General features: G+C 55.1%; 21 protein-coding genes. 12 read left to right on the top strand and 9 right to left on the bottom strand.

The features are described 5' to 3' along the window. Position 1: 1 nt before the first annotated feature. Together galT and galE are read right to left on the bottom strand one after the other, a co-directional pair. A complete protein-coding gene (gene galT / locus ACTG2G_RS15220; protein ID WP_245133192.1) occupies positions 2-1,042 on the bottom strand; it encodes a galactose-1-phosphate uridylyltransferase in 1,041 nt (346 codons plus the stop codon). 26 nt (positions 1,043-1,068) lie between these two features. Next, positions 1,069-2,088 carry a UDP-glucose 4-epimerase GalE gene (gene galE, locus ACTG2G_RS15215; RefSeq protein WP_338456195.1) on the bottom strand — a complete coding sequence of 340 codons (1,020 nt, stop codon included), beginning with the start codon at positions 2,086-2,088 and terminating at the stop codon, positions 1,069-1,071. 310 nt (positions 2,089-2,398) lie between these two features. On the opposite strand from galE, the gene galR reads away from it, so the two are divergent. Then, positions 2,399-3,400, top strand: a complete 1,002-nt coding sequence (gene galR, locus ACTG2G_RS15210; protein ID WP_439985585.1) for an HTH-type transcriptional regulator GalR — start codon at positions 2,399-2,401, stop codon at positions 3,398-3,400. A 466-nt stretch (positions 3,401-3,866) separates the two neighbouring features. Next, entirely contained in the window at positions 3,867-5,153 is a 1,287-nt protein-coding gene (locus ACTG2G_RS15205) for a maltoporin (protein WP_245133301.1), read from the top strand. A 293-nt stretch (positions 5,154-5,446) separates the two neighbouring features. Here ACTG2G_RS15205 and ACTG2G_RS15200 read toward each other — a convergent pair whose 3' ends face one another. The 4 genes from ACTG2G_RS15200 to ACTG2G_RS15185 form a co-directional block, all read right to left on the bottom strand. Then, positions 5,447-6,451, bottom strand: a complete 1,005-nt coding sequence (locus ACTG2G_RS15200) for a glycoside hydrolase family 53 protein (protein ID WP_338453931.1) — start codon at positions 6,449-6,451, stop codon at positions 5,447-5,449. A gap of 124 nt (positions 6,452-6,575) precedes the next feature. Continuing rightward, positions 6,576-6,995, bottom strand: a complete 420-nt coding sequence (locus ACTG2G_RS15195) for a hypothetical protein (RefSeq protein WP_338453930.1) — start codon at positions 6,993-6,995, stop codon at positions 6,576-6,578. A 25-nt stretch (positions 6,996-7,020) separates the two neighbouring features. Then, a complete protein-coding gene (locus ACTG2G_RS15190; RefSeq protein WP_338453929.1) occupies positions 7,021-9,063 on the bottom strand; it encodes a methyl-accepting chemotaxis protein in 2,043 nt (680 codons plus the stop codon). A gap of 299 nt (positions 9,064-9,362) precedes the next feature. Continuing rightward, positions 9,363-10,445, bottom strand: coding sequence for an ABC transporter ATP-binding protein (locus tag ACTG2G_RS15185; protein WP_245133183.1), 1,083 nt, complete (start codon positions 10,443-10,445; stop codon positions 9,363-9,365). Between the two features lie 561 nt (positions 10,446-11,006). Between ACTG2G_RS15185 and ACTG2G_RS15180 the strand changes: the two genes are divergently transcribed. From ACTG2G_RS15180 to pykF, 8 genes are all read left to right on the top strand, one after another. Beyond that, positions 11,007-12,236 carry an extracellular solute-binding protein gene (locus ACTG2G_RS15180; protein WP_245133182.1) on the top strand — a complete coding sequence of 410 codons (1,230 nt, stop codon included), beginning with the start codon at positions 11,007-11,009 and terminating at the stop codon, positions 12,234-12,236. A gap of 78 nt (positions 12,237-12,314) precedes the next feature. After that, positions 12,315-13,619 carry a carbohydrate ABC transporter permease gene (locus ACTG2G_RS15175; RefSeq protein ID WP_338453928.1) on the top strand — a complete coding sequence of 435 codons (1,305 nt, stop codon included), beginning with the start codon at positions 12,315-12,317 and terminating at the stop codon, positions 13,617-13,619. A 12-nt stretch (positions 13,620-13,631) separates the two neighbouring features. Then, a complete protein-coding gene (locus tag ACTG2G_RS15170; protein ID WP_338453927.1) occupies positions 13,632-14,483 on the top strand; it encodes a sugar ABC transporter permease in 852 nt (283 codons plus the stop codon). A 22-nt stretch (positions 14,484-14,505) separates the two neighbouring features. After that, positions 14,506-15,705, top strand: a complete 1,200-nt coding sequence (locus ACTG2G_RS15165; protein WP_245133178.1) for a glycoside hydrolase family 53 protein — start codon at positions 14,506-14,508, stop codon at positions 15,703-15,705. Between the two features lie 60 nt (positions 15,706-15,765). Further along, the gene (locus ACTG2G_RS15160) at positions 15,766-17,823 is read left to right on the top strand and encodes a beta-galactosidase (RefSeq protein ID WP_245133175.1); all 2,058 of its coding nucleotides are present in this window, start codon (positions 15,766-15,768) and stop codon (positions 17,821-17,823) included. 54 nt (positions 17,824-17,877) lie between these two features. Continuing rightward, positions 17,878-18,225, top strand: coding sequence for a glucose PTS transporter subunit EIIB (locus tag ACTG2G_RS15155; protein WP_245133173.1), 348 nt, complete (start codon positions 17,878-17,880; stop codon positions 18,223-18,225). 1 nt (position 18,226) lies between these two features. Next, positions 18,227-19,402, top strand: a complete 1,176-nt coding sequence (locus tag ACTG2G_RS15150; protein ID WP_338453926.1) for a glycoside hydrolase family 53 protein — start codon at positions 18,227-18,229, stop codon at positions 19,400-19,402. 36 nt (positions 19,403-19,438) lie between these two features. After that, entirely contained in the window at positions 19,439-20,851 is a 1,413-nt protein-coding gene (pykF, locus tag ACTG2G_RS15145) for a pyruvate kinase PykF (RefSeq protein ID WP_245133168.1), read from the top strand. Between the two features lie 159 nt (positions 20,852-21,010). On the opposite strand, the gene ACTG2G_RS15140 is transcribed toward pykF, so the two are convergent. After that, the gene (locus ACTG2G_RS15140) at positions 21,011-21,877 is read right to left on the bottom strand and encodes a YagK/YfjJ domain-containing protein (RefSeq protein WP_245133166.1); all 867 of its coding nucleotides are present in this window, start codon (positions 21,875-21,877) and stop codon (positions 21,011-21,013) included. 258 nt (positions 21,878-22,135) lie between these two features. Continuing rightward, entirely contained in the window at positions 22,136-22,348 is a 213-nt protein-coding gene (locus ACTG2G_RS15135) for an AlpA family phage regulatory protein (RefSeq protein ID WP_104455320.1), read from the bottom strand. A 473-nt stretch (positions 22,349-22,821) separates the two neighbouring features. On the opposite strand from ACTG2G_RS15135, the gene ACTG2G_RS15130 reads away from it, so the two are divergent. After that, positions 22,822-23,889: a hypothetical protein gene (locus ACTG2G_RS15130; RefSeq protein ID WP_257707820.1), complete on the top strand. Its 1,068-nt coding sequence runs from the start codon at positions 22,822-22,824 to the stop codon at positions 23,887-23,889. A 133-nt stretch (positions 23,890-24,022) separates the two neighbouring features. Here ACTG2G_RS15130 and ACTG2G_RS15125 read toward each other — a convergent pair whose 3' ends face one another. Then, a complete protein-coding gene (locus ACTG2G_RS15125) occupies positions 24,023-25,240 on the bottom strand; it encodes a tyrosine-type recombinase/integrase (protein WP_104456061.1) in 1,218 nt (405 codons plus the stop codon). Positions 25,241-25,510: 270 nt separating this feature from the next. Here ACTG2G_RS15125 and ACTG2G_RS15120 point away from each other — a divergent pair, with 270 nt between their 5' ends. Next, positions 25,511-26,392 (top strand): DMT family transporter, encoded by an 882-nt coding sequence (locus ACTG2G_RS15120; protein ID WP_421387350.1) that lies wholly within the window; start codon positions 25,511-25,513, stop codon positions 26,390-26,392. The last annotated feature ends 164 nt before the right edge of the window (positions 26,393-26,556 follow it).

Below are 26,556 nucleotides of genomic sequence, written 5' to 3'. Positions count from 1 at the left end.
CTCAAACCTGTTCACGAAAATGGACATCACTGACGGAACGCAGGCGCTCAGCAGCCTGTTCTGCAGTGAGGTCGCGTTGTGTTTCTGCAAGCATTTCATAGCCAACCATAAACTTGCGCACGCTCGCAGAGCGCAGTAGGGGCGGGTAGAAGTGCGCATGCAACTGCCAGTGGTCGTTTTCCTCGCCATTGAATGGCGCGCCATGCCATCCCATCGAATAGGGGAAGGAGCATTGGAACAGATTGTCATAACGGCTGGTCAGTTTCTTGAGCGCAATCGCCAGGTCTTCACGCTGTTGCGTTGTCAGATCTGGTAGACGTGTTACTGCAAACTTGGGTAGCAGCAAGGTTTCGAAGGGCCAGGCTGCCCAATAGGGCACCACTGCCAGCCAGTGCTCCGTTTCAACTACAGTACGGCGGCCATCGGTGCGTTCGCGCTCTGCATAATCGAGCAACATGGCACGACCGTGGTTGGCAAAATACTCTCGCTGAGCGTCATCTTCCCGAGCTGCTTCATTGGGCAAGAAGTCATTGGCCCAAATTTGCCCGTGAGGATGTGGGTTGGAGCAGCCCATCATGGTGCCCTTGTTTTCGAATACCTGGATCCAGGGGTAGTCGCGTCCCAGCTCTGCAGTCTGCTCGCACCAGGTGTTGACTACGGCAGAAAGAGAGGGCAGTGACAGCTCGGGCAGGGTCTTACTGTGATCCGGTGAGAAGCAGATAACTCTACTGGTGCCACGGGCACTCTCTAACTGGAAGAGGGGATCGTCACTGGATGGTGCCATAGGAGTATCAACCATCAGGGCCGCGAAGTCGTTGGTAAAGACGAAGGTTGTCTGATAATCCGGATTCTTGTCGCCAGTGACGCGAGTATTGCCAGCACAGAGGAAACAATCCTGATCGTGAGCGGATCGTTGAGTGCGATCAGGCTCATCCTGCTGACCCTGCCAGGGGCGCTTTGCCCTGTGAGGAGAAACGAGAACCCACTGTCGGATCAATGGGTTGTAACGACGATGGGGGTGATCGGTTGGTTCAAATTGCATAGGGATGTGTGCCTCATTCTGAACATTCATGAAATGGGGTAGCCGTTCGGATTTTGTGATTGCCAGCGCCAGGTATCTGTAGTCATCTCTTCTAGCGTACGATGAGCTTTCCACCCCAGCTCGCGGTAGGCCCGGGTTGGGTCAGCCCAGCACTGTGCAATGTCCCCTGCACGGCGCGGCACGATCTCGTAAGGCAGCTCGCTGCCACAGGCTTTAGAGAAAGCCGCATGGATATCCAAAACGCTGTAGCCACGTCCGGTTCCGAGGTTGTAAACATGGACGCCAACCTGCCCGAGAGTATGTTTCAAGGCTGCGACATGCCCATCGGCCAGATCCATCACATGAATGTAATCCCGCACACCAGTACCATCTGGAGTTGGGTAGTCATCACCAAAGATGGCGAGTTTGGCGCGACGACCCACGGCAACCTGGGCAATATAGGGCATCAGGTTATTGGGGATACCCTGGGGATCCTCCCCCATCAGGCCGCTGGAGTGTGCCCCGACCGGATTGAAATAACGCAGTAAGGTTAATGACCAGTCAGACGCGGCGTTTGCAAAATCTTTGATCAAACGCTCCACCATCAGTTTGCTCTGACCATAAGGGTTAGTGGCGTGTAAGGTGGGAAATTCCTCAGTGATGGGCATGCGTTCTGGTTCGCCATAGACGGTAGCAGATGAGCTGAAGAGCAAGGTCTTGACCCCAGCGCGTTGCATAGCCTGCAGCAGTACCAAGGTACCACTGACATTGTTGTCATAGTACTCGAGAGGCTTTTGCACAGACTCTCCAACGGCCTTGAGGCCTGCGAAATGAATCACTGCATCAATTTGCTGCTCTGCGAAGACTCGATCCAACAGACTGGCATCCCTCACATCCCCTTTGTAGAGCAGAGGACGCTCTCCACTGAGGGTGTGTATGCGCTCGAGAACGCTCTCTTTGCTGTTAACTAAGCTGTCCAACAGGATAGGAGTCATTCCAGCAGCAATTAGCTGCAAGCAGGTGTGGCTACCTATGTAACCAGTTCCACCAGTGACAAGTACTTTCAACATTAGATCCCTCCAGGGCTGCTATTTTATTGCCCTTGACGTTGTGTAACCGCTTTCCCCATTCTGCGCTTGAGTGAGAGTTCTCGGAAGATAAATCTCCATTTAACGCGATCTTGATCACATTTCCGTTTGCTGCATGCGGAAAAAACAAGGTTGGTGTATGTAAGTGGTTTACACGGAGATGTGCGTTTATTGATAGAATGCTCGCGCTTTTGATAGGAAAGCCGTGTAAGGCATTGGAAATGTCGGTAGTATCTTGACCCATAAAGTACTGGTTTTTATTTATACCGTTCACCGGAAAAGCTAATTCATGGCAACCATCAAAGATGTAGCACTCCTGTCAGGCGTATCAGTCGCCACGGTCTCACGTGTCATCAATCATTCGCCAAAAGCGAGTCAGGCGTCACGCGAGGCTGTCTTCAAAGCGATGAATGAACTCAACTACCACCCCAACGCGAATGCGAGAGCTCTGGCCCACCCAAACAACGAAACGCTGGGGTTGATTGTTGCTGATGTGTCTGACCCCTTCTTTGGCACAATGGTTAAAGCAGTAGAGCAAGTAGCGCAGTCTACGGGGAATTTTCTGCTCATCGGCAATGGCTATCACGATGCAGCCAAAGAGAAGCATGTCATAGAGCAGTTGATAGGCCACCGCTGCTCGGGCCTTGTGGTGCATGCCAAAATGCTGCCAGATGAAGAGCTGATTCAGATGATGAGCTATGTTCCCGGCATGGTGTTGATCAACCGTATCGTTCCTGGATTCGAGTCCCGTTGTGTGGCGCTGGACGATCGCTATGGTTCCTGGCTGGCCACTCGTCATCTGATTCAAGAAGGCCACAAGAAGATCGGGTTTCTATGTTCCAATCATCAGATCTCTGATTCGCAGGATCGTCTGCAGGGATACTTGGATGCACTGCAAGAGCACAATATACCGGTCGATGAACGCCTGATATCCCGTGGCAGTCCGGATGAATTGGGAGGCGAAGCAGCGATGACGGAGTTGCTGAGTCGGGGGCAGCAGACGACCGCGGTGGTTTGCTATAACGATTCGATGGCGGCTGGAGCATTATCTGTGTTGAGTGACAACGGGATCGATGTTCCTCAGGATCTTTCTCTGGTGGGCTTCGATGATGTGCTGATTTCCCGCTATTTGCGCCCTCGTCTGACGACGGTGCGTTACCCGATCATCGCGATGGCAACGCAGGCTGCCGAGCTGGCTATTGCCTTGGCAAAAGGCGGCCCCCTGCCACAAACTACGCACATGTTTAGTCCGACTCTCGTTCGCCGTCACTCAGTCCGCAGTATTGATTGATCGACGTTCTGGCAACCTGAATTCATCGGCACTATCAGGCAAGGCTACCCGTTAGGGGCCTTGCCTTTTTAGTGCCCCCTCTGCTCCTCTTCTTTCACGGTCGCCCCTATGGAGGCGGGAAGGTCTCATACTGCCTTCCTATGTCCTACACGAGGACGTCATGTCTTCTGCGATGAGTCTGGTCGACTCATTGTCATCTCTAGTGCGAACAGCACTATCGTTTGTGTAATCGATAACACCGCCATCTTGTTTTTGTTATCCATTATAATCAATGGCTTATGTTTGTTTTGATTGTGCTGGTAAATATTTAAACTGAGGTATTAATGTAATAATTACATTTTTGTGAGTTTCGTCATGTCACTGATAGCACAGTTATTCCTATAATCCCCACCGGACAGTGAAAGCGCTTTCCCTATGGATTGGCAAGCGGTTCATCAAGATAACAATGCAACAGTGGAATAAAGGAATAAGTATGAAAGTGAAACTACTGACGACATCCGTTGCCCTCGCTCTGTCAATGGCGGCATTTAATGCCAGCGCCGTTGATTTTACAGGCTATTTTCGCTCTGGCGTAGGCGTATCCCAAGACGGTGATATGCAAACCGGTCGACAGAACTTTGTCGGCCGTCTGGGTAACGAAAGCGATACCTATACCGAAATTGGTATTGGTCAGGAGGTTTACAACAAGGATGGCAAGACGTTCTATGTTGACAGCATGTTCAGCATGCAAAGCGACGGCTCCAATGACTATGAAAGTACCACCACTGTGTGTAACTTCGATCAAAAAGAGTGCAAGGACGATGCAACCTTTGCCTTGCGCCAATTCAACGTGAAGGCCAAGGGCTTGATCAGCGCCGCACCCGATGCCGTGGTTTGGGCTGGCAAGCGCTTCTATCAGCGTCACGATCTTCACATCATCGATACCAAGTACTGGAATATCTCGGGTGCCGGTGCCGGTATTGAGAACCTCAAGGCAGGTCCTGGGGCGTTCTCGCTGGCCTGGATCCGGTCCGATGGTAACGACATTGACAACTCTATCGTTAACAATGACCTGAACGTCAACTTCCTAGACCTGCGTTATGCGGGCTGGGCTCCCTGGGAAGGGGCCTGGACCGAAGCGGGTGTCAGCTATGCCATGCCCAACCCGACTGATGAGCAAGAGCAGGCTGGCAATCTCTACGATCCCAAGAATGGCGTCATGCTGACGGCAGAAATGAGCCAATACTTTGCGGACAGCCGAATCTACGAGAAGTTAGTGCTGCAATATGCGGACAAGGGGCTGGCCCAGAACATGATTTCCCAAGGGGGCGGTTGGTACGATGTTTGGCATCTGACGGATGATGCCAAGGGATACCGGGTGATCCTGACGGGTGATATACCCGTGGGTGACAAATTCAGTGTGAACCACGTCTTCACCTACGGTAAAGGTGAGAAGCTCGAGGCATGGCATGACAACACCGAACTGTTCAGTGCGGTGGCACGGGGTGGTTATGCCTGGACCGACATCATGAAGACGCTGGTCGAAGCTGGGACTTATGAAAGCACCAAGACCTGGACTAGCGGCTCAGAAGAGAAATCGAGCGGTCAGAAATATACCCTGGCTCAAGCCTGGTCAGCTGGCCCCAGCATGTTTGCACGCCCGGAGATCCGCGTGTTTGCGAGCTATCTGAAAGATGGCGAGGGCAAATCGTTCAACGGTGGTGAGGATGATAATACCTGGAACTTCGGTGTGCAGGCCGAAGCTTGGTGGTAAATCCCGACTCGTCACACCTCAGGGAGTCCGCTTGGGCTCCCTTTTTTATTTTGCATTGATGGCTTGCCTTGTCATGCTGACGTCGTCCTCGGGGGCACATGTTTTCGGTGAGGGTGCCAGAGGGCACGGCGCGGAGCGGTGGAGGTGCCATCAGCATCCATGGCCACGACGCGCAGGCAAGAGGCGGGATAATCAGCGATGGCGAGAAAGGGCGAAGAGACGGGCGAAGTCATGTCCAGGTGGCAGATTGAAGAGGCGCACTACCAACTGCGCCTCTGTGTAACGTTACACTTTTACTGCGACAGGAAGGCATCCAGCGCATAGGTGGGTTTGCCGCTGTTGTCCATCAGCCCCAGGCTGTAACTCTGCCAGTTCTTGTAACTCTGCGGTTCCCAATACAGCACGCCGAGCCCCTTGTTGTCGGGGATCCACTTCATTTTGTTGAGTAGATCAGCGATGGTGTCGTAGCTGTTTTTCGGGTCGTCCCACGGCATCCCCACCTCCACGATCATCACCTCTTTGTTATATCGACTGACCATGTCGGAGAGGTTGTCATAGCAGAGGTTGTTGAGTGTAAACCAGTCGCCGTTGCCACTCTGGGTCGGGTAGATGGAGGCACCAATAACATCCCATTTGGCGCCGTTGTTCTTCAAGCCGTCAAACATCCAACGATAGAGAGTGTTGTTCTCGCAGTTGGCCAGGTGGACGATCACTTTGGTGCTGCTGTTGACCGCCTTGACAGCGTCATAACCGCTGTTGATGAGCCAGGCAAAGTTCTTCATGTTGACCGAGGCGCGCCCCTCTTCCCACAGCATGCCGTTGTTGGTCTCGTTGCCCACCTGCACCCACTTGGGAGTGATGCCGGCATTTTTCAGGGCGATGAGGGAGTTATAGGTGTGCCACCAGACGTTAGACATTAGCTGGTCGAAGGTGTAGCTCTGCCAGGCCGCCGGCTTGGTTTGCTTGCCCGGATCGGCCCAGCTGTCGCTGTAGTGGAAGTCGATCAGCAGATCGAAACCGGCCGCCTTGGCCCGCTTAGCCTTGGCGATGACGTCATTGATGTTGTTCCAGCCATCGCTGGGGTTGACCCAGACCCGCAGCCGGATGGTGTTCATGCCGTGCTCCTTCAGGGTCTTGAACAGATCCTGCTGCTGGCCGGCGTCGTTGTAGAACTTGTAGCCGGCCTTCTCCATCTGGGTTAGCCAGCTGATGTCCGCGCCCTTGACCATGGCCTCTCCCTGGCCGTGAAACAGCAGGGCGCCGCCAAGCAGCAGTGTGGTAAGCAGATTCTTCTTCATCCTTGTTATCTCCTGTCTGGATGTGTGTAGGGTGGCGACAGGGAGGCAGTCCCGCGCCGGGATGACGTCGCGTGGCGGCGCCATCCCGGCTGAGGCTGGGGCCGCCACACGGCGGCCCTAGGGGTTAACCGGCGGGGGAGACGGTGACCTGGATATATTGGGGATCGCGGCGATCCAGAGTGAAGCGATACTGGCCATCGCTGGGAGGGGTGAACTTCATGTCGCTCCACTGCCAACCAGCCTTGACCACGACCGGCTTGTTCGCCTCGATCTTGGCTGTGGGATCGAACTGGCCATAGCTGGTGTCGGCCTTCCACTTCTCATCGGCAATCTTGAACTTGTAGGCGCCGTGGCTTGCTTGGAGCGCCACCTGTACTGACAGCATGCCTTCTTGTTGGGTAACAAGTTTTTGCTCTGCTGGAGCTTCCCAGTTATTCATTTCGCCACGCAGGAATAGCGGGCGGGCAAGAGGGTCCTCCTCATTGGCCAACGCAGGCTGGAGACAGGCGATCAGGGTAGTCAGCAACAGTGTTTTCTTGAACATGTGTGGTCCTCTCAGTGGTGTGTGGTTAGGCACTCTGCAGGGTGAATCGGCCGGTCAGCGACAACTGCTGTTGTGACAGTTGCTGCAACTGGTCGCTGGTCTGTGCCACCTTGGCCAGGGCTCCCTGGTTATCGTCGGCAATCCGGGCAATGTTGGTGATATTGCGGGCTATCTCGGCGCTGGTTTGCTGTTGTTGCTGGGTTGCACTGGCGATACGGCTGCTCTGCTCGGCCACTTGCTGCAGCGCTTGGGAAAGCTCGGCTAAGGTAGCGCAGCCTGCATCGCTGTCGGCGCGGCTCTGGGCCATGGCATTGTGGCAGCGCAGCATGGTGGCGACTGCACCACGGGTGCCTTGCTGCAGATCATTGATGATCTCCTGGATTCGAGTGGTGGAGTCTGCGGTGTGGTACGCCAGCTGACGTACCTCGTCGGCCACCACGGCAAAGCCGCGTCCCTGTTCGCCTGCTCGGGCCGCCTCGATGGCTGCGTTGAGGGCCAGCAAATTGGTCTGCTCCGTGATGCGTTCAATCAAGCCGAGGATCTCACCGATATTGACGGTCAATGCCTGTACCTGTTCCACGCTACGCCGTGACTCCGAAAGCTCGTCCGCCAGTTGCTGCAACCGTTCACCTGTCGCCGCCCCACGCAGGCTGGCGGCGTGCGCGGCTGCGGCGATGTGACCCAGGGTCTGTTCGGTCTGACCTATGCTGTTGGCCACTTCTCGCACCGAGTAATCCATTTCCTCCATGGCGCTGCATACACCCGTGGTTTCGTTGCGCTGCTCGCCGATGGCTAGCTGGGCGTGCTGTTGGGCATGCTGGTTCTGGCTGGCCATGCGGCCTAGGGAGTCGGCTGCCTGCACTATCTGACCAAGCATGACGCTCATTTCGTCGGCCAGGGCATTGATGCCACTGGCAAGCTGGCCAAACTCGTCTTGGCGCAGCTGCGGTACGCGCTGACGCAAATCTCCCTGGCTCAAGGCCCGGAGTGTGACAAGGATATGGCGCAATGGCTTGCGAATGGCGCCAACCAAGTGCCACAGCACTAGAGCTCCAAGGATGAGTGAGAGCAACAGTCCGGCGCACAGCCCCAGTCGCAGCCAAAGCAGGATGGTGCTACTACCGGCGGTGCTCTGGTGGAGTTGCTCATCGATTGTACCGTCAAGCTCGTTCAGCTCGCCGAGCAGGCTGTCGATGAAACGGCTGGCCTGCACACTTTGGTTACGAAGCATGATGTTCTGCTCTACCAGTACTAGGTGGCGGGCCGGCAAACTCTCAGGGCCGGCAAGCAGTCTGAGGAGGGCATCGAGCCGGGAGCCAGTGCTGCGCTCCAAGCTAAGGGGCACGCCGAAGGCATCCTCTTGGCCAGCAAGTTGGTGCTCTAGCTCCTGGCGCAGTTCCGTCACCTGTTTGCTAGCGCGTTCATTGGTGGCCAGGCGTGCCGCAATGGGGGCAGGATCTTGTTGCTTGAGGATCTCCTGAGTAGCGCTGACCTGCTGTTCCAGGTTTGCCAGCAGGCGATTCTTGATCAACGCAGCAGGGTGGCTACCTAGAGGGGCAAGCAGTACATCGAGGGCACTGGCAAGTTGGCGCGAGGTGCTGCCAAGACGGGCATCTGCCGCCAATTTGTTCTGTTCGAGACGGTTGTGGGCATAGTCATCGACCAGTTGCTGGGCAAGTTGCCAGTAGGCGGCCTGTTGCTCGCGCAAGCTCTCGACGCGCTTACTCTGCATTGGTTCCCCTGCTATCTGCCTAGCCAGAACGTTCAGATCCTGCTCGAAGCGTTCCTGCCATTGCTGCATCTGATTGTGGGCTGCATCCAGTTCCTCATTCTTGGTCTGCAGTAATGCATTGCCCAGATGTCGGTCAAGAGTGAAGAGGTCGCGGGTCACGGCGCGGCTCTGCACCAAGGTTGGCGCTGTATGGCTGGCAAGTGTCCCAACCTGGTCGGCCAGCCGCTGGCCCGCGTAGAGGGAGAGGGCTACAGAGAGCAGCAGTAGCAGCAGGATGACGGCAAAACCCAGCGCCAAGCGCTGGATGATGGATAGATGACGGGTACGCAAGTTCATGGTATCGGTTACATGTCAATGTTGAGCCATCCCAGCTTGATGGAAGTAACTTAAGGTCACGTATTATCAGCGTTTTATCTTTGTGACAAGATGGTGAGCTGATATGGCTGGGCACCTTTATCTAAGTTTTGTGTAATTATTTTCACTGATTGTGATTCTTTTACACTTTTTCTTGGCGCCCTTGTACGGAATTTGTGCGGGGTTGCGAGCACGCTCTCATTTTGCACATCACATCTGGAGATGAAAAAAGCCCCCGACTGGGCGGGGGCAAAGTAGGTTGGAGCATGTAGTAGCCGTTTTCAGCGGCTTATCCTTCTTCCTTCGGCATTGAAAACAAGGCAGTTTTGCGGGGCAAAGAAGACATCCATCTTTTGGTACGGGTGAAACTCCCCATCCCCAGCCAACAGCAGTTTGAAACCGTCGGTACCGCAGCACTGGCCGAACAGGTAGGTGCTGTTGCCAAGCCGTTCCACCACCTCGCAAGTAAATGCGAGGTGGATGCCTTCTGCGCCCGGGACCACATGCTCGGGACGAAGTCCAAGGGATATCTCGCTACCCGGCTCGAGTTTCTCAGTGAGGATGGGCAAGGTGAGCTCCTGTTGGCCGGCAACCCTGACCCGTATCTGCTCCGGGGTCCAGGCCAACACGCTTGCCGGCAGGAAGTTCATCTTGGGAGAGCCGATAAAGCCGGCCACAAAGCGGTTACAGGGTTTGTAGTAGAGATCCATCGGCGAGCCAACCTGCTCCACCTTGCCATAGTTCATCACGACTATCTTGTCGGCCAGTGTCATGGCTTCCACTTGATCGTGGGTCACGTAGATCATGGTTGTCTTGAGTTCCTGATGCAGCTTGGCTATGTGCAAACGCATCTCGACGCGCAGCTCGGCATCGAGGTTGGATAGTGGTTCGTCAAACAGGAACACCTTGGGATTGCGCACAATGGCACGACCGATGGCTACGCGTTGGCGCTGGCCGCCTGAAAGCTGTTTAGGTTTGCGATCTAGCAGATGGGAAAGTTGTAGCGTTTTGGCCACCATGCTGACCTGATGGGCAATATCCTCTTTCGCCACACCATTGACCCGCAAGCCATAGCCCATATTCTCGGCCACCGTCATGTGGGGATACAGGGCATAGGACTGAAACACCATGGCCACCCCGCGATGAGCCGGGGCCACATCGTTGACCACCTGTTCATCAATGGCAATGTGGCCATCCGATATCTCTTCCAGGCCTGCGATCATTCGTAGCAGTGTGGACTTGCCACAACCGGAAGGACCTACAAAAACGGTGAACTCGCCGTCTTCTACATCCAGGTTGACGTTATGCAAGGTCACATTACTGCCAAAACGCTTGACCACATTGTTCAATCTGATACTCGCCATGAGCTTTAACTCCTTGATAATGAATGCATTAGCTGCAGATTTTTGAGGTAGTCATGCCCCTGCTGCGGCTTTTTTGCCCTGGGAGGGAGAAGGCGTTTCACACCGTTTCACTCTGTGGCTTTGAGAGGACTATATCAGGCTGGTGTAAGCGGTTGCACTAAATGCTGTTTCTTTTGTGCATGAGATCACAGCCTTGATATGTGCTGCTGGCAGGCAGGACAAGCACCGCTTACCGTAGAGACATTCGGTGTAATCGTTACCTTTTTTGCTGTTTCAAAGCACAGTGGAAGACGTGCAAGGCAAGAATCAAGAGATAGAGCGAATTGCTCCGGATCTGATGTTATATGGTTAAACAATTTATTTATCAGAATCTTAGTGAAGTTGGTGTGCACGACTGCTACTCCAGCACGGAGCTGTGAGTAATGAAGGAATGCTCTTGATTACACACAAGCCGGTGAAAAGCACCATAAGTTACACCGGCTAAATGGAATCGTAACAGCCACCTCACCTACATGCTCGGCTAAGGCCTGTTTTCACCTGAGTTAGGGACAAGGAAATCATATGAAAATCAATAAACTGACCACCGCAATGCTGTTGTCTTTGGGAGTGATGGGGCTGGGGCAGGTCGCCCGTGCCGCTGACGGCGAGCTGCTGGTGTGGGAAGACATCAAGAAGTCAAACGGTATCGAGGAAGCCGTCAAGGCATTCGAGGCTAAGCACAATGTCAAGGTGAAGATCCTCGAAACGCCTTATGCCCAGCAGATCGAGAAGCTGCGCCTGGATGGTCCGGCTGGCATTGGCCCGGATGTGCTGGTGCTACCCCATGACCAGGTAGGTACCGCCGTGGTGCAGGGGCTTATCAGCGAGATCAAGCCGGGTGCTGACTATCTGGCTGGCTTCACCAAGCCGGCTGTAGACGCCCAGACTTATGAAGGCAAGCTCTATGGTTTGCCCAAGGCTGTAGAGACCATCGTGATGGTCTACAACAAGGATCTGCTGCCCAAGGCACCGGAAAGTTTTGACGAGTTGATCAAGGCCTCACAGACCCTGCGCGCAGAGAACAAATACGGTCTGCTCGCCAAGTTTGACGAGATCTATTACTCCTACGGCGTTGTGGCCGCGATGGGGGGTTACATCTTCGGCCAGAACCCCAACGGTTCACTCAACGTCAAGGATGTAGGCCTGGCCAACCAGGGGGCTGTCGACGCGGTTACGTTCCTCAAGCGCTTCTACAGTGAAGGACTTTTCCCGGCCGGTATCGTCGGTGAGACCGGTGCCAATGCCATCGATTCTCTGTTTACGGAGAAAAAGGCTGCTGCCGTTATCACCGGGCCCTGGTCGTTCCAACCCTACAAGGATGCCGGTGTGAACTACGGCGTCGCCCCGCTGCCAACACTGCCTAATGGTGAGCATATGCGCTCCTTCCTCGGTGTGAAGGGCTACAGCATTTCCACCTATTCCAAACAGAAAGAGCTGGCTCAGCAGTTCATCGAGTTCATCAACCAGCCCGAGTACGCCAAGGTTCGCTTCCAGAAAACCGGTGAGATCCCGCCGCTCAAGGCGTTGATCGACGATCCGCTCATCAAGGATGACGAAAAGTCCCGGGCCGTAGCCATTCAGGCTGGCTTTGCCACTCCGATGCCGAGCGTGCCCGAGATGCAGGAAGTGTGGACCCCAGCCAACAGTGCACTGCAGCTCGGCGTTACCGGTAAGCAGGATGTCAAGGCGGCCCTGGAAGGGGCGGTCAAGAACATCAACATGCAGATCGAAGTTAACCACGCGCAGCAATAACACAAATTGGGCGAAGGCCCAATTCGGGCCGGGCGGCATCAATAGCCGCCCGGGCTCTTAATGGAAAGGAGGTACATTGTGGTTGTCGATTCCGGATCGCTCACCCAGATCGGTACAAGAACCCATCATGCCAAGATTGCCGCCCTGCTCTCGCTGATCCCGGGACTCGGTCAGTGGTATAACCGGCAATGGGTCAAGGGCACTCTATTTTTTATCGTCATGGCCTGCTTCTTTGGCGTATTCCATGATTTTCTGTCCCAAGGCTTCTGGGGCCTGTTCACTCTTGGTACCGAGTTGCCTCGGGATAACTCCGTGTTCCTCCTTGCCAAGGGGGTTATCAGTGTACTGGTGGCCATCTTTGGGTGTGCCTTCTACTACTGGAGTATCCGCGACGCCTATATCAACGGTGATCGCCGCGATCGCGGTGTGGCGCTGACCAGTGTTCGCAAGCAGTACCAGCTGCTGTTGAGCGAAGGTTTCCCTTATCTGATGATCACTCCAGGATTCATCCTGCTGGTGTTTGTGGTGGTATTCCCCATCATCTTTGGCTTCTCCATTGCCTTCACCAACTACGATCTGTACCACACTCCGCCTGCCAAGCTGGTGGACTGGGTGGGGATGAAGAACTTCATCAATATATTCAAACTCGATCTGTGGCGTTCGACTCTGCTCGACGTGCTGCAATGGACAGTGATCTGGACGCTGATCGCCACCACGCTGCAATGCTCGGTGGGTGTCCTGCTGGCGATTCTTGTCAACCAGAAGGATCTGCGCTTCAAGCCGCTGATCCGTACCATATTGATCTTGCCGTGGGCGGTGCCTGGGTTTGTCACCATCCTGGTGTTCGCTGGCATGTTCAACGAAACCTTCGGTGTCATCAACAATGGTATTCTGGCTTCCTTGGGGATCGACCCCAAGGCATGGATGACTGATCCGTTCTGGACCAAGACGGCTCTCATCCTGATGCAGACTTGGCTCGGCTTCCCGTTCGTCTTTGCCATGACCACTGGGGTGTTGCAGGCTATTCCGGATGATCTCTACGAGGCGGCCACTATCGACGGTGCCAGTGCCTGGCACAAGCTGACCACTATCACGCTGCCTTTGGTGCTCTATTCGATCGCACCGATCCTGATCACCCAATACACCTTCAACTTCAACAACTTCAACATCATCTACCTGTTCAACAACGGTGGTCCAGCGGTGGCGGGGTCCAACGCCGGTGGCACCGACATCCTGGTCTCCTGGATCTACAAGCTGACCATGTCGTCATCCCAATACGCGATTGCGGCGAGCATCACTATCCTGCTCTCCATCTTCGTGGTCGGCATCGCCCTGTGGCAGTTCCGGGCCACCAACTCCTTCAAGCAAGACGATATGGTGTAAGGAGAGCCAGCCATGAGTGTCAAACACAGTCTGAAAAAGAGTAATGCTATCCGCCTGACCCTGAGCTATCTGCTGTTGGCTATTGTTGCGGTGATCATCATCTATCCCCTCATCTGGACGGTGGGGGCATCGCTCAACCCGGGCAGCAGCCTGCTCAACACCTCGATCATCCCGGAAAATTTCTCCTTTATTCACTACCAGGAGCTGTTTGACGGGCGTATCGACTACGCAGCCTGGTATTGGAACTCGATGAAGATCAGCTTCCTGACCATGGTGCTGACCCTCATCAGTGTCAGCTTCACCGCCTATGCCTTTTCGCGCTTTCGTTTCCGCGGACGGCAAAACGGCCTGATGCTGTTCCTGCTGTTGCAGATGGTGCCTCAGTTCTCGGCCCTCATCGCTATTTTCGTGCTGGCCCAGATGCTCGGTCTGGTCAACAGCCATCTTGCGCTGGTGCTGGTCTATGTGGGCGGGATGATCCCGATGAACACCTATCTCATGAAGGGTTACCTCGACGCCATTCCCAAGGATCTCGACGAGTCGGCTCGCATGGACGGGGCGGGCAACTTCCGCATCTTCATCGAGATCATCATGCCACTCTCCAAGCCCATCATCGCGGTAGTGGCCCTGTTCTCCTTCACTGGCCCGCTAGGCGACTTCATCCTGGCCAGCACCATACTGCGCACCCCGGATCAGTTCACCCTGCCCATCGGCCTCTACAACCTGGTCGCCCAGAAGATGGGGGCCAGCTACACCACCTACGCGGCGGGAGCCGTGCTCATCGCAGTACCGGTGGCCATCTTGTACCTCTCCTTGCAGAAGTACTTCGTTTCCGGTCTGACCGCAGGTGGGACCAAGGGTTAATCAGCTACACAGGACGTTCGACATGAAAATCAAGAAGACGCTGGTGATGGCGGCGCTGCTCGCCACCGGCATGCTGGGTATGCAGGCCCAAGTCATGGCCGCCGAGAGTGCAGTGGTGCAGCCAGTGGCGGTGCCGCAGGAGTTCATCAAGGGGGCCGATGTCTCCATGCTGGCCGAGGTGGAGAAGTTTGGCGGCAAGTTCTTCGATGCCAGCGGCAAGCAGCAGGATGCCATGGCCATCCTCAAGGAGAACGGCTTCAACTACATCCGCCTGCGCCTGTGGGTGGACCCCAAGGATGCCGACGGCAAGCCTTACGGCGGCGGCAACAACGATCTGGCCGCAACGATCGAACTGGCCAAGCGTGCCAAGGCGCTTGGCATGAAGTTCCTGCTCGATTTCCACTACAGCGACTTCTGGACCGATCCGGGCCGCCAGAACAAGCCAAAGGCGTGGCGCACCATGTCGGTCGAGCAGTTGGCGGATGCGGTCTACGCCCACACCAAGGAGAGCATGGACGCCCTGGCCAAGGCCGGCGTGATGCCTGACATGGTGCAGGTCGGCAACGAGATCAATGGCGGCATGCTGTGGCCGGAGGGCAAGAGCTGGGGCCAGAACGGTGGAGAGTTTGATCGCCTGGCCACCCTGCTCAAGGCCGGTGTGCGTGCGGTGAAAGAGCACGGCAAGGATATCAAGGTGATGCTGCACCTGGCCGAGGGCACCAAGAACGACACCTTCGTCTGGTGGTTTGACGAGATCGCCAAGCGCGAGGTGCCCTTCGATATCATCGGGCTCTCCTTCTACACCTACTGGAATGGCCCCATCAGCGCCCTCAAGGCCAACATGGATGACATCAGCAAGCGCTATGGCAAGGATGTGATCGTGGTCGAGGCCGCCTACGGCTACACCACGGAGAACTGCGACAACGCCGAGAACAACTTCACCGCCAAGGAGGCGAGCGACGGCGGTTACCCGGCCAGCGTACAGGGGCAGGCCGACTTCCTGCGCGATCTGATCAAGAGCGTGGTGGCGGTGCCGGACGGGCGCGGCAAGGGGGTCTTCTACTGGGAGCCCGCCTGGCTGCCGACGCAGGGTGCCACTTGGGCCACCAAGGCCGGCATGAAGTACAACAACGACGACTGGAAAGAGGGCAATGCCCGGGAGAACCAGGCGCTGTTTGATTGTTCTGGCCATGTGCTCCCCTCGATCAAGGTATTCAACTGACCCGGTTTCAACCGATAGGGCGACCGGCCATGGTCGGCGCCCCCTCGCTTTAGGAGATGTATGATGTTCAAGTTTCCCCCGCTCAGTGAACGGGTTCCCGCCCTGTTGCATGGCGCTGACTACAACCCGGATCAGTGGCTGGATGATCCTCAGGTGTTCGAGCGTGATCTCGAGATGATGCGCCAGACACGCTGTAACGTGATGTCGGTCGGCATCTTTAGCTGGTCATCCCTGGAGCCGGAGGAGGGGCGCTATGAGTTCGGCTGGCTCGATACGGTGCTCGATCGCCTGCACGAGAACGGCGTGTCTGTTTTCCTCGCCACCCCGAGTGGTGCCCGCCCAGCCTGGCTTTCCCAGCGTTATCCCGAGGTGTTGCGGGTCAGCAAGGAGCGGGTCAAGGCGCTGCACGGCGGCCGTCATAACCACTGCATGAGCTCGCCTGTGTATCGTGACAAGGTACGTGCCATCAACGGTGCCCTGGCCGAACGCTACGGGCGTCATCCCGGCGTCATCGCCTGGCACATCTCCAACGAATATGGTGGCGAGTGCCACTGCGAGCTATGCCAGGGGCGCTTCCGTGACTGGCTCAAGGCTCGCTATGGCAGCATTGAGGCGCTCAACCACGCCTGGTGGAGTAGCTTCTGGAGTCACACCTATACCGACTGGTCACAGATCGAATCCCCTTCGCCCATCGGCGAGAGCTCGATCCACGGCCTCAACCTCGACTGGAAGCGTTTCAACACCGCTCAGGTGAGCGACTTCTGCGCCGAGGAGATCAAACCCTTGAAGGCGGTCAACCCGAGTCTGCCAACCACCACCAACTTCATGGAGTACTTCTACGATTACGACTACTGGCAGTTGGCAAAGGAGATCGATTTCATCTCCTGGGACAGCTACCCCCTCTGGCACAACAGTGGCGATGACTCGACCCTGGCAGCTTACACCGCCATGTATCACGACCTGATGCGCACCCTCAAGGGAGGCAAGCCCTTCTTCCTGATGGAGTCGACGCCGAGTCTGACCAACTGGCAACCCATCAGCAAGCTCAAGAAGCCGGGCATGCACATCCTCTCCTCTTTGCAGGCGGTCGCCCACGGCTCCGACTCGGTGCAGTACTTCCAGTGGCGTAAGAGCCGGGGGTCGGTCGAGAAGTTCCACGGCGCCGTGGTCGATCACGTCGGTCACATCGACACCCGGGTCGGCCGCGAAGTGCAGGCGCTAGGCGAGATCCTGGCCAAGTTGCCAGAGGTTGCGGGCAGCCGAGTCGAGGCGAAAGTGGCCATCATCTTCGACTGGGAGAGCCGTTGGGCCATGGACAATGCCCAGGGGCCTCGCAATGCCGGCCTCTTCTACGAGAAGACCGTGGCCGAGCACTATCGCCCCTTCTGGGAGGCAGGGGTGGCGGTGGATGTCATCAATGCCGACTGCGTGCTCGATGGCTATGACCTGGTTATCGCCCCCATGCTCTACATGGTGCGCGATGGCTTTGCCGAACGGGTCGACGCCTTCGTCAAGCGGGGTGGCCAGTTTGTCACTACCTATTGGAGCGGCATCGTCAACGAGACCGATCTCTGCCACTTGGGGGGATTCCCCGGGCCGCTGCGCTCTGTCCTTGGTATCTGGGCCGAGGAGATCGACGGCCTCTACGACGAGGAGCGCAACGCCATCTCGGGCCTTGCCGGCAACGAGGTCGGACTCTGCGGCCCCTATGAGGTGACCCACCTGTGCGATCTCATCCACCTGGAGGGGGCGCGCGCCCTGGCCAGCTATGACGGAGACTTCTATGCCGGTCGCCCGGCGGTGACGGTCAACGAACACGGTGCCGGCCGTGCCTACTATGTCGCCTCACGCAACGATCTGGCGTTCCAGCGCGACTTCTTCGGCCACCTCATCGAGACCCTGGCCCTGCCGCGCGCCCTGCCGGCCTTGCCGGAGGGGGTCACCGCCCAGTGCCGCACCGACGGCGAGCAGGTGTTCGTGTTCGTGCAGAACTTCGCCAACGCAGAGCGTCTGGTCACCCTGCCGGGGGGGCACTGCGACATGGTGAGCGGCGAGACGCTCGGCGACTCGCTGGTACTGCCGCCGTTCGGCTGCCGGGTGCTGCGTCGCGCCCGTTGATCGCGGGGCGGGGCCAGTGGCTCCGCCCTCTTTTTTCACGTTTAGGAGGCTCACATGGTCAAGATGCAGGACTTCAAGCGGCTGTTCGCCGCCGCCCTCGGCCACAAGGGGGAAAAATCGGCCGAGGCACCGCTCTCCGGGCTGGACGAGGCGGCCATTACCGCGCTCATCGCTGCCTTTGGCGGGCGCGACAACATAGTGGGTTTTGACGCCTGCCTGACCCGGCTGCGGGTCAGGGTCAATGCCCTGCAGTCGGTCGACAGCGAGGCGCTGCAGCGTCTCGGCGCCATCGGCGTCATCATCATCGGCGACGAGGTGCAGGCCATCTTCGGCAAGCGCTCGGACAACCTGCGCCGCGAGCTCGGTCAGTGGTTCGAGTTGCACGAACCGGAGCAGCACTAGGATGCGCCCCCCGCTGAGCTGGCCACTGCTGGTCATGCTGGGCGCCCTCAGCGCCGGGGCCGCCCCTACTTCCCACAACCTGGCCATCCGCGGGGCGGATGTCTCTACCTTGGCCGAACTCGAGCGCCTCGGAGTGCACTATCAGGACGAAACGCGGCAGGGGGATCTGCTGACCCTGATGCGCGAGCGTGGCCTCAACCTGGTGCGCCTGCGGCTGTGGGTCGACCCCCGCTCGGCCAAGGGGGAGCCCTTTGGCGGTGGCAACAACGACCTGGAGAGGGTGATTGCGCTGGCGCAGCGCAGCCGGGCCCTCGACCTGCCTTGGCTGCTCGATCTTCACTACAGCGACTTCTGGGCCGACCCCGGCAAGCAGCACACGCCACGCGCCTGGCTGGGCAAGTCGGACGCCGAGCTGGCGGCGATGCTGCACGATTACAGCGCCGCCGTGATGCAGCGTCTGCGCGAGGCCGGGGTGCCACCGCAGATGGTGCAGGTCGGCAACGAACTCAATAACGGCATGCTGTGGCCGCAGGGGCGGCTGCATCGGCGGGACGAGGCCGGGTTCGATCGCCTGGCCCACCTGCTCAAGGCGGCCATCGCCGGGATCCGTGCCGGCAGCGAGGGGGGGATTACCCCGCGCCTGATGCTGCATCTGGCCGAAGGAGGGGATGAGGCACAATGCCTGCGTTGGTTCGAGGCGATGCAGGCGCGCGATGTGCCGTTCGACCTGGTGGGGCTCTCCTTCTACCCCTACTGGCACGGGTCCCTGGACGACCTCTCGCGCACCATGAACAGCCTGGCCACCCGGATCCGGCGCCCGCTGCTGGTGGTCGAGACCGCCTATGGTCACGACACCGTCAACCGGGACTCGGTACGCAACGCCTTCGGCGAGCAGGAGGCCGCGCGCGGCGGGTTTGCCGCGACGCCCGAGGGGCAACTGGCGTTTCTCGATGCCCTGCGTGCCGCTATCGCCGCCGTGCCGGATCGACTCGGGCTCGGGTTTGTCTACTGGGAGCCGGGCTGGATCCGGGTCCCCGGCGACAGCTGGGCCAGTCACGCCGGTATGGCGTTCCTCGGGATAGACGAACCCCTCGGCAATGGCTGGGAGAACCAGGCCCTGTTTGATCGGGAGGGCAGAGGACTGCCGGCGCTGGCCGCCTTCGCCCGGACCCGCTGACTGTTTCACGTTAAATATAGAGATGACAACTGCACCATGAAGAAAACCAAGATCGTCTGCACCATCGGTCCCAAGACCGAATCCAAAGAAATGCTGGGCAAGATGCTGGATGCCGGCATGAACGTCATGCGCCTGAACTTCTCCCACGGCGATTACGCCGAGCACGGTGGTCGCATCAGCAACCTGCGCGCTGTCATGGCCGAAACCGGCAAGCAAGCTGCCATCCTGCTGGACACCAAGGGTCCGGAAATCCGCACCATCAAGCTGGAAGGCGGCAACGACGTCTCCCTGGTCGCCGGCCAGACCTTCACCTTCACCACCGACCAGACCGTGGTTGGCAACAAAGACAAAGTGGCCGTCACCTATGCCGGCTTCGCCAGCGACCTGCGCGTCGGCAACCGCATCCTGGTTGACGACGGCCTGATCGGTCTGGACGTCATCGAGATCACCGAGCGCGAAGTGATCTGTAAAGTGCTGAACAACGGCGATCTGGGCGAGAACAAGGGCATCAACCTGCCGGGCGTCTCCATCAAGCTGCCGGCCCTGGCCGAGAAAGACAAGCGCGACCTCATCTTCGGTTGCGAGCAGGGTGTCGACTTCGTGGCCGCCTCCTTCATTCGCAAGAAGGAAGACGTGCTGGAAATCCGTGAGCACCTGAAGGCCCACGGCGGCGAGAACATCCAGATCATCTCCAAGATCGAAAACCAGGAAGGCCTGGACAACTTCGACGAGATCCTGGCTGTCTCCGACGGCATCATGGTCGCCCGTGGCGACATGGGTGTCGAGATCCCGGTGGAAGAAGTGATCTTCGCCCAGAAGATGATCATCGAGAAGTGCAACAAGGCGCGTAAAGTGGTTATCACCGCGACCCAGATGCTGGACTCCATGATCAAGAACCCGCGTCCGACCCGCGCCGAAGCCGGCGACGTGGCCAACGCCATCCTGGACGGTACCGATGCGGTCATGCTGTCCGGCGAATCCGCCAAGGGCAAGTACCCGCTGGAAGCCGTGACCATCATGGCCACCATCTGCGAGCGTACCGACTCCGTGATGCCGTCCAACCTGTCTGCTGCCAACGACAGCAACAAGCTGCGCATCACCGAAGCGGTATGTAAAGGCGCGGTCGAGACCTCCGAGAAGCTGGATGCCCCGCTGATCGTGGTCGCCACCGAAGGCGGCAAGTCTGCCAAGGCCATCCGCAAGTACTTCCCGAAAGCCTGGATCCTGGCCATCACCACCAACAAGAAGACCGCTGCCCAGCTGGTACTGACCAAGGGTGTGATGACTCACGTGGTTGACTCCATCGCCTCCACCGACGATTTCTATCGCATCGGTAAAGAAGCCGCGCTGGAAATCGGCATGGGCGTGAAGGGTGACGTGGTTGTCATGGTCTCCGGTGCCCTGGTACCGAGCGGTACCACCAACACCGCCTCCGTTCACGTGCTCTGATCAGGTATCGAGTATTTCTAGCCCCATACTAGACCTAAACATTATTAGCTAACTTTTCGCCACTCAGAACCCGCGATGCACCACATCGCGGGTTCTGTATTCCAAGGGGTGACACGGTTGTGCTATGTTATAAATATGTACTGCCTTACCGTCCTGATATCACTGTAAAAAGCGTGGTCTCCCACCAAGCCCTCTTCTGCGAGGCACCTCCATTTTACCCACGCACCTAAAGCGCTCATGCATTTCTGCCAATAGCGCTTCATCCAACTTGAGCAAATATCTCAGTGCATTATGCAATAGCAGATGACGCTTTTCTAAGTCATCGTGATGCACCATCCCAATACCGTATGCTCCCAACACATCATATTTATCCCTGTCCGCATTACAGTTGTAATATGTTCTGGGTTCACGACTCAGTGATTTCCAAAACTCACCCAATTGACGTCCAAGACTAATGTCACCCTGGACTTTATTGCCATTGAATATAAATGCCATATGGTAGTGATAGCCCCTGGCCACTCCATACTCTAACTTCCATACATACCCTAAAAGATGATGATAACGATGTTTTACCGCTCTCAGGTACGTGTCTCTATCATCTATCGCTTCCTCGATAGTCATAGTGTCTTTAATTTTACTGCCGTAGTGAACATCCACCCTGACCACCAGGAGTCTAGAATGCAACCTAAATAATTTGTTGATATAGTCGTGGATGCTTGTGCTATTACGTGCTTCAGACCGCTTCAGATTGCGTAATCGCTTCTGATGCAGAGGCATATCCAATTCCTCCAAGAACTCCTCTATAACGTCTTCTAGTTCGGGAGATAATTGCCTGTCTACATCTATCTCCCGATAAGGGTAAAAGTATTTCAAGAACAGCTCAACCGAGGGATGAGCAGACTTAGCCTCTCTGTAGTGATAGTAATGCCTGGTAACAGCATCCATTGCTTTTTGGAAAACATGGATGTTTATAGTTGGATAGTTAGATTCTAAGTTTTTAATAAATTGCAGGATGTGGACAGACATGAGTAATCCCTCAATGAAGAGTAGGTTTAATGTTATAAGGGGAGTGTATGGTTAGCTGAGGTTAGGTAGTTAGTAGATGGGTATAATGTTGATTGACATTAAATAATATAAACACCTTAACCTGCGTTAATTAATGGGTATCTCTCCGTAGGCATGCTTGCGAAGATAAAGACATTTAATGATGTGTGTTTGTCGTTATAGCTGTTAGTTGGGAGTAAACAATCAGCAGGTTAACTTATGGAGCCTTTATGGCTTAAATTAAAATGCTCTTATTGATGCTTGTACGTGTAACCAAGTATCAATTTCATGTTCAAACCAGCCAACAGCTGACAAGCCCAACTTAAATGGCTTGGGGAAATTCTTGTCATAGCGAGGGGATTTATCGCTGATACGGTCATAGATAGTTGAACGGGCAAGGCCGGTCTTTTGGATAACGTCTTTGATGCGCAGTACTTTGGGGGACGTGTTCATGGTGTACTCCTGATGGTATGGGTTTCGTTCATCAGAAGGGATTAGGGGTTGAAAAAAACAGTAATCAGCCTCGGTACGGGGGGATCAGGAAGGCCAATGATGAAGACCCGCGATCTAGGGTCAGCATATGAGGTGGTTGCATTGATTGTGGCGAAGGCTGCTCGTCGATGACTTAAACAGGACTTAGAATAGGGAGAAAAAGAGGCGTTTTGCACGGCGTACAAGAGTGTTCTCGTCTTCACTTAGCACGCATAGATATACATTAAATCATCATTGCATGGACACATTTCCTTCTTTAGATGTTGTGCAAATGACATTGAGATATACTAAAAAAAATCATAATATCTACACACAAATAACACGACAACAAAGACCCAAAAGGGCCATTGAGCCTCAATTGAGACCCAATGAAAGGAGGTTGTATGTGCGAGGCTTGTGACTTTATTGTTTGAAGTTTTTTGATGGAGGTTGGTATGGGAACTCAAAATAACTTGTGGTTTGAAAAGAAAGATCACAGAGCGATGTTGTTTCTCTACAATAGATTTATTGAGAATGCTGGGTGTTATAATGATCGTTCGCCAAGGCTTACGTTTAGGGAGACTACTTCTGCTTCATCCCAAAAAAGAATAAGTAGGTTAACTGACTTTATTGGTTTTGTTGTAGATGGGAAAGACGAGAGAAAAGACTTTATAGATGCATTGAGGTTTTTTGAAATTAATTTCAATAGAGATGAGCTCAATGACCCGATTAAGGTAAAAAATTTAATGCTAGAGGTTTTTTATCAGTCATGCCTTGGGGATAAGGATTTTGCTTGGATCTCTAATTCTGATGATAGGCTCGTAAATTTCATCTGGGCATCAATTTTATTAATTAATGATGAAGATCAATTTCGCGATGGTGTATTTCAGTCTATATCAATAGATAAGACTGAGCCACGAAGTTCATTTGTAGACGCGTTGGCTAATGATTCATTATATTCTTATCTATGTTTAGATGATCACCCAACATCTAATCGGGATAAGATTTCAAATATAACCTTGTTTTTCGATTTGTGTCGCTTTGAATTAAGGGAAAAAACAAGACTGATGAGTTTTTTTAAATCCCGTTGGGGCGAAATAAAAAATAGTTCTAAAATTATAAATTGGTTATCCAAGAATGAAGGTCTATGGGGGTGGGCATGGGACTACTCTTTTTCACGGTATTTAAACAGCAAAGCACCGATATGGCTAGAGTTAAATGAAACCGAAAGCTCTGAAATAGAAAAAAGTAAAAAAATGGCTTTAATAACCTTTTATGATCTTCTGAGATTAGAGCATCAACTGTTAGTTATCGCTGAATTAAAAAAATCAGGCGCTCAGCAAAAATATAGAATGAAGCTACAAGGGGAAGATGCTTCACGGAAGATGGTTCAAATATCTATGAGTGTTTCGACTAAAGATAAATTGAAAAAATTAGCAGATAGAGAAAATCAAAAAATGAATGCCATAGTTGAAATGTTAATCAACGAAAGATATTTGCAATTGTATGGTAATAGTAAATAGCTCTTTCAACAGAGGTTACAACCATGCATCATTTCAGTATTTTTATACTATCTTATCATACGGCTTTGAACGTACAGAAAGGCCCCAAAAAAATTGGAGGGGAAGCGGCCCGACGGGCCGCCGGTTGTTCTCCCTATCCAACTTGTAGATGCACAATATTATCTGCCGGTTTTTCTGATGGTTTCAAAATACCTCCCCATAACTCCAGAGCCATTTTTTGTTCCGGTAACCGAACCGTATGAACATAGTGAGCCATTACACCAGGTAGGGCATGACCTAGAATTTGTTCCACGACATGGGGGGCAATCCCAGCCTCGTTAAGGCGGGTCGCTAAGCTCCTTCGCAGATCGTGCCATGTCCAAGGGGCGTTATGCCCAATCCGTTTCCAAATCCCCCTTCCCCACTGACTTACCGCTTCTGGTCGCTTGAGCTCCCCTAGCAAGTATGAGGATGACTGTGCAGCGGCTGCTTTCAGCAAGAGCTCTATCGTCGGCCGAATAAAATCAGGTATTGGTCTCACGATTTTATTACCTGTTTTTGAGTTAGACGCAGGTACTGTCCATGTACCTTCGACTAGATTCCATTCTTCGGGTGCTGATAGCCGAGCTTCTTGAGTTCTTGCACCGAACGACAACAGAATCTTGGCCAAATTTCCGTAGTAGCAATATGGGCCTAGCTTCTCAGCCCACTTCCATAGTGTTTGCAGTTCTTCTAGCGTCAGAACCCTATCTCGCTTACTCGCTTTTTGCCCAACATCAGCAACAGTCAAGTCATCCAACGCATTACTGACTGCAAACTGTCTGACACGACAAAACTTCAGAGCATGCTTACAGTTTTGGAAACAATATCCACTAGCCACAGGCGCTACCTTCGAGTACTCGTCAAAGACGCTCAACCAGTGACGAGTATCACAATCTGACAAGGGAAGATCTCCGATACGGGGATAGACCCACTTCGCAAATTGCTGGCGATGCTTCTCACTGTTCGACCTTTTCTTATCGGCGTGATGGCAGAGCCAATACTCGAGAGCATCTTTAACTGTGACAGGTTTGAGCCTTTCATCTTTCCCGATCCGCGTCATCAAGGCGGGATCATTACCCTCTTCCAGCCAAGCTCGACATTGCGCCGCCTTTTTCCTTGCTTCGGAAAGCGATAGCCCCCCCTCCTGTCCGGTATATGAGCCTAGAGTCAGGTTTTTTGCCTTGCCTAAAATTCGATAGCGGTACACGAAGCTGACTTTGCCGCTATTCCTCCACAGAACAGAGAGCCCATCCCTATCCGCAACCTTTCTGGGCGTATCATCATCGTGACCACGTAGCATTGCTTTGAGTTTTGAATCTGAGATTGCCATTTTGAACCCACACATGAACCCACACTTGTCTTATATCCCCTAAGATGGCTTTAGACAAGAATGGAAAGTTAAATGATAAAAATCAAACAGATGTAGTTCATTTACAGATGACATCAAACAGCATTAGACCGGTGATGCGATAATACGGCATGAACTGATTGCTGGCCGCGAGCCGCGACGGCGGTTCAAGGCAGATGCGAAAGGCGCCAGGTAGCAATACCTGGCGCCTTTCCTTTATGCTCTCCCCTCCATTTCACCATGGCGACCCCGATGAACCGCACTCCCCTGCTGCTGATGGTACTGGTCACCCTGCTGGCCGCCGCTGGCTGGCTCTTCTCGAAAGAGGCGATCCGCGAACTGCCCCCTGCCGCCTTTATCGGCAGCCGCTTTCTGCTGGCAGCCCTGCTGTTGCTCCCCCTGGCCTGGTTGCGCGAGCCACCGCCGAGCCGACCCCAGATGGTGCGCGCCGCCGGTTGCGGCACCCTCCTCGGCGCCAGCCTGCTGCTGTGGGTCACCGCCATCAGCCAGAGCGATGCGCTCGGCAGCGGCGCCTTTATCATGAGCGTCGCGACCCTGATGGCCCCGCTGGCCGCCTGGGGAGCCTTTCTGGCCAAGCCCGGTCGCCACTACTGGCTCACCCTGCCCATCGCCATCGCCGGTTTGCTGCTGCTCTCCAGCAGTACCCACTGGGGCGTGTCGCTCTCGCTGTTCTGGTTTCTGGCGGCGGCCACCACCCTCGGTATCCAGCTTGCCGTCCATCGCCACTTCGCCCAATCCATTGCCCCCACCTGGCTCACCTGCATCCAGCTGGCGATGACCGGCCTGCTCGGCACCCTGCTCTCCCTGCTGACCGAACAGTGGCCCGAGGCCGGGGTTAGTCACAGTATCTGGGGCTGGTTTGCGGCGAGCGTCTTGATCGCCACCACATTGCGCTACTGGCTGCTCACCCATGCATTGAGCAAGATGACCACCGCCCACGCCGCCCTGATGATGCTGCTGGAACCGGTCTGGACCCTGCTGCTGAGCACCCTCTTCTACAACGAACCCCTCGGCGGCGCCAAACTGGCCGGTGCCGGACTGGTACTCGGCGCCCTGGTGCTCTACCAACTGCCCCTGCTGTTGCGTAGTGCCCGCCTCAAAACGCCCGCCTGATACGCGTCACCGCCCTGCTGGGCGGTGTCCCCATTTCCCTCCTGTTTGCTTATCTTGTCCTGCCAATGCTGACGTTCTGTTAACGGCATTTAACCCTTGGTATCCAGAGGGTTAAAGGGCATACCCCATGAAAAAATGCCATATGGCCAGCTTGATGAAGGTCA

The organism is Aeromonas sp. 55A (assembly GCF_051919665.1).
Taxonomy (GTDB): Bacteria; Pseudomonadota; Gammaproteobacteria; order Enterobacterales; family Aeromonadaceae; genus Aeromonas; species Aeromonas veronii.
Note: the sequence above shows the minus strand (reverse complement) of the source record. Positions and strands in the feature narration are given on the sequence as shown.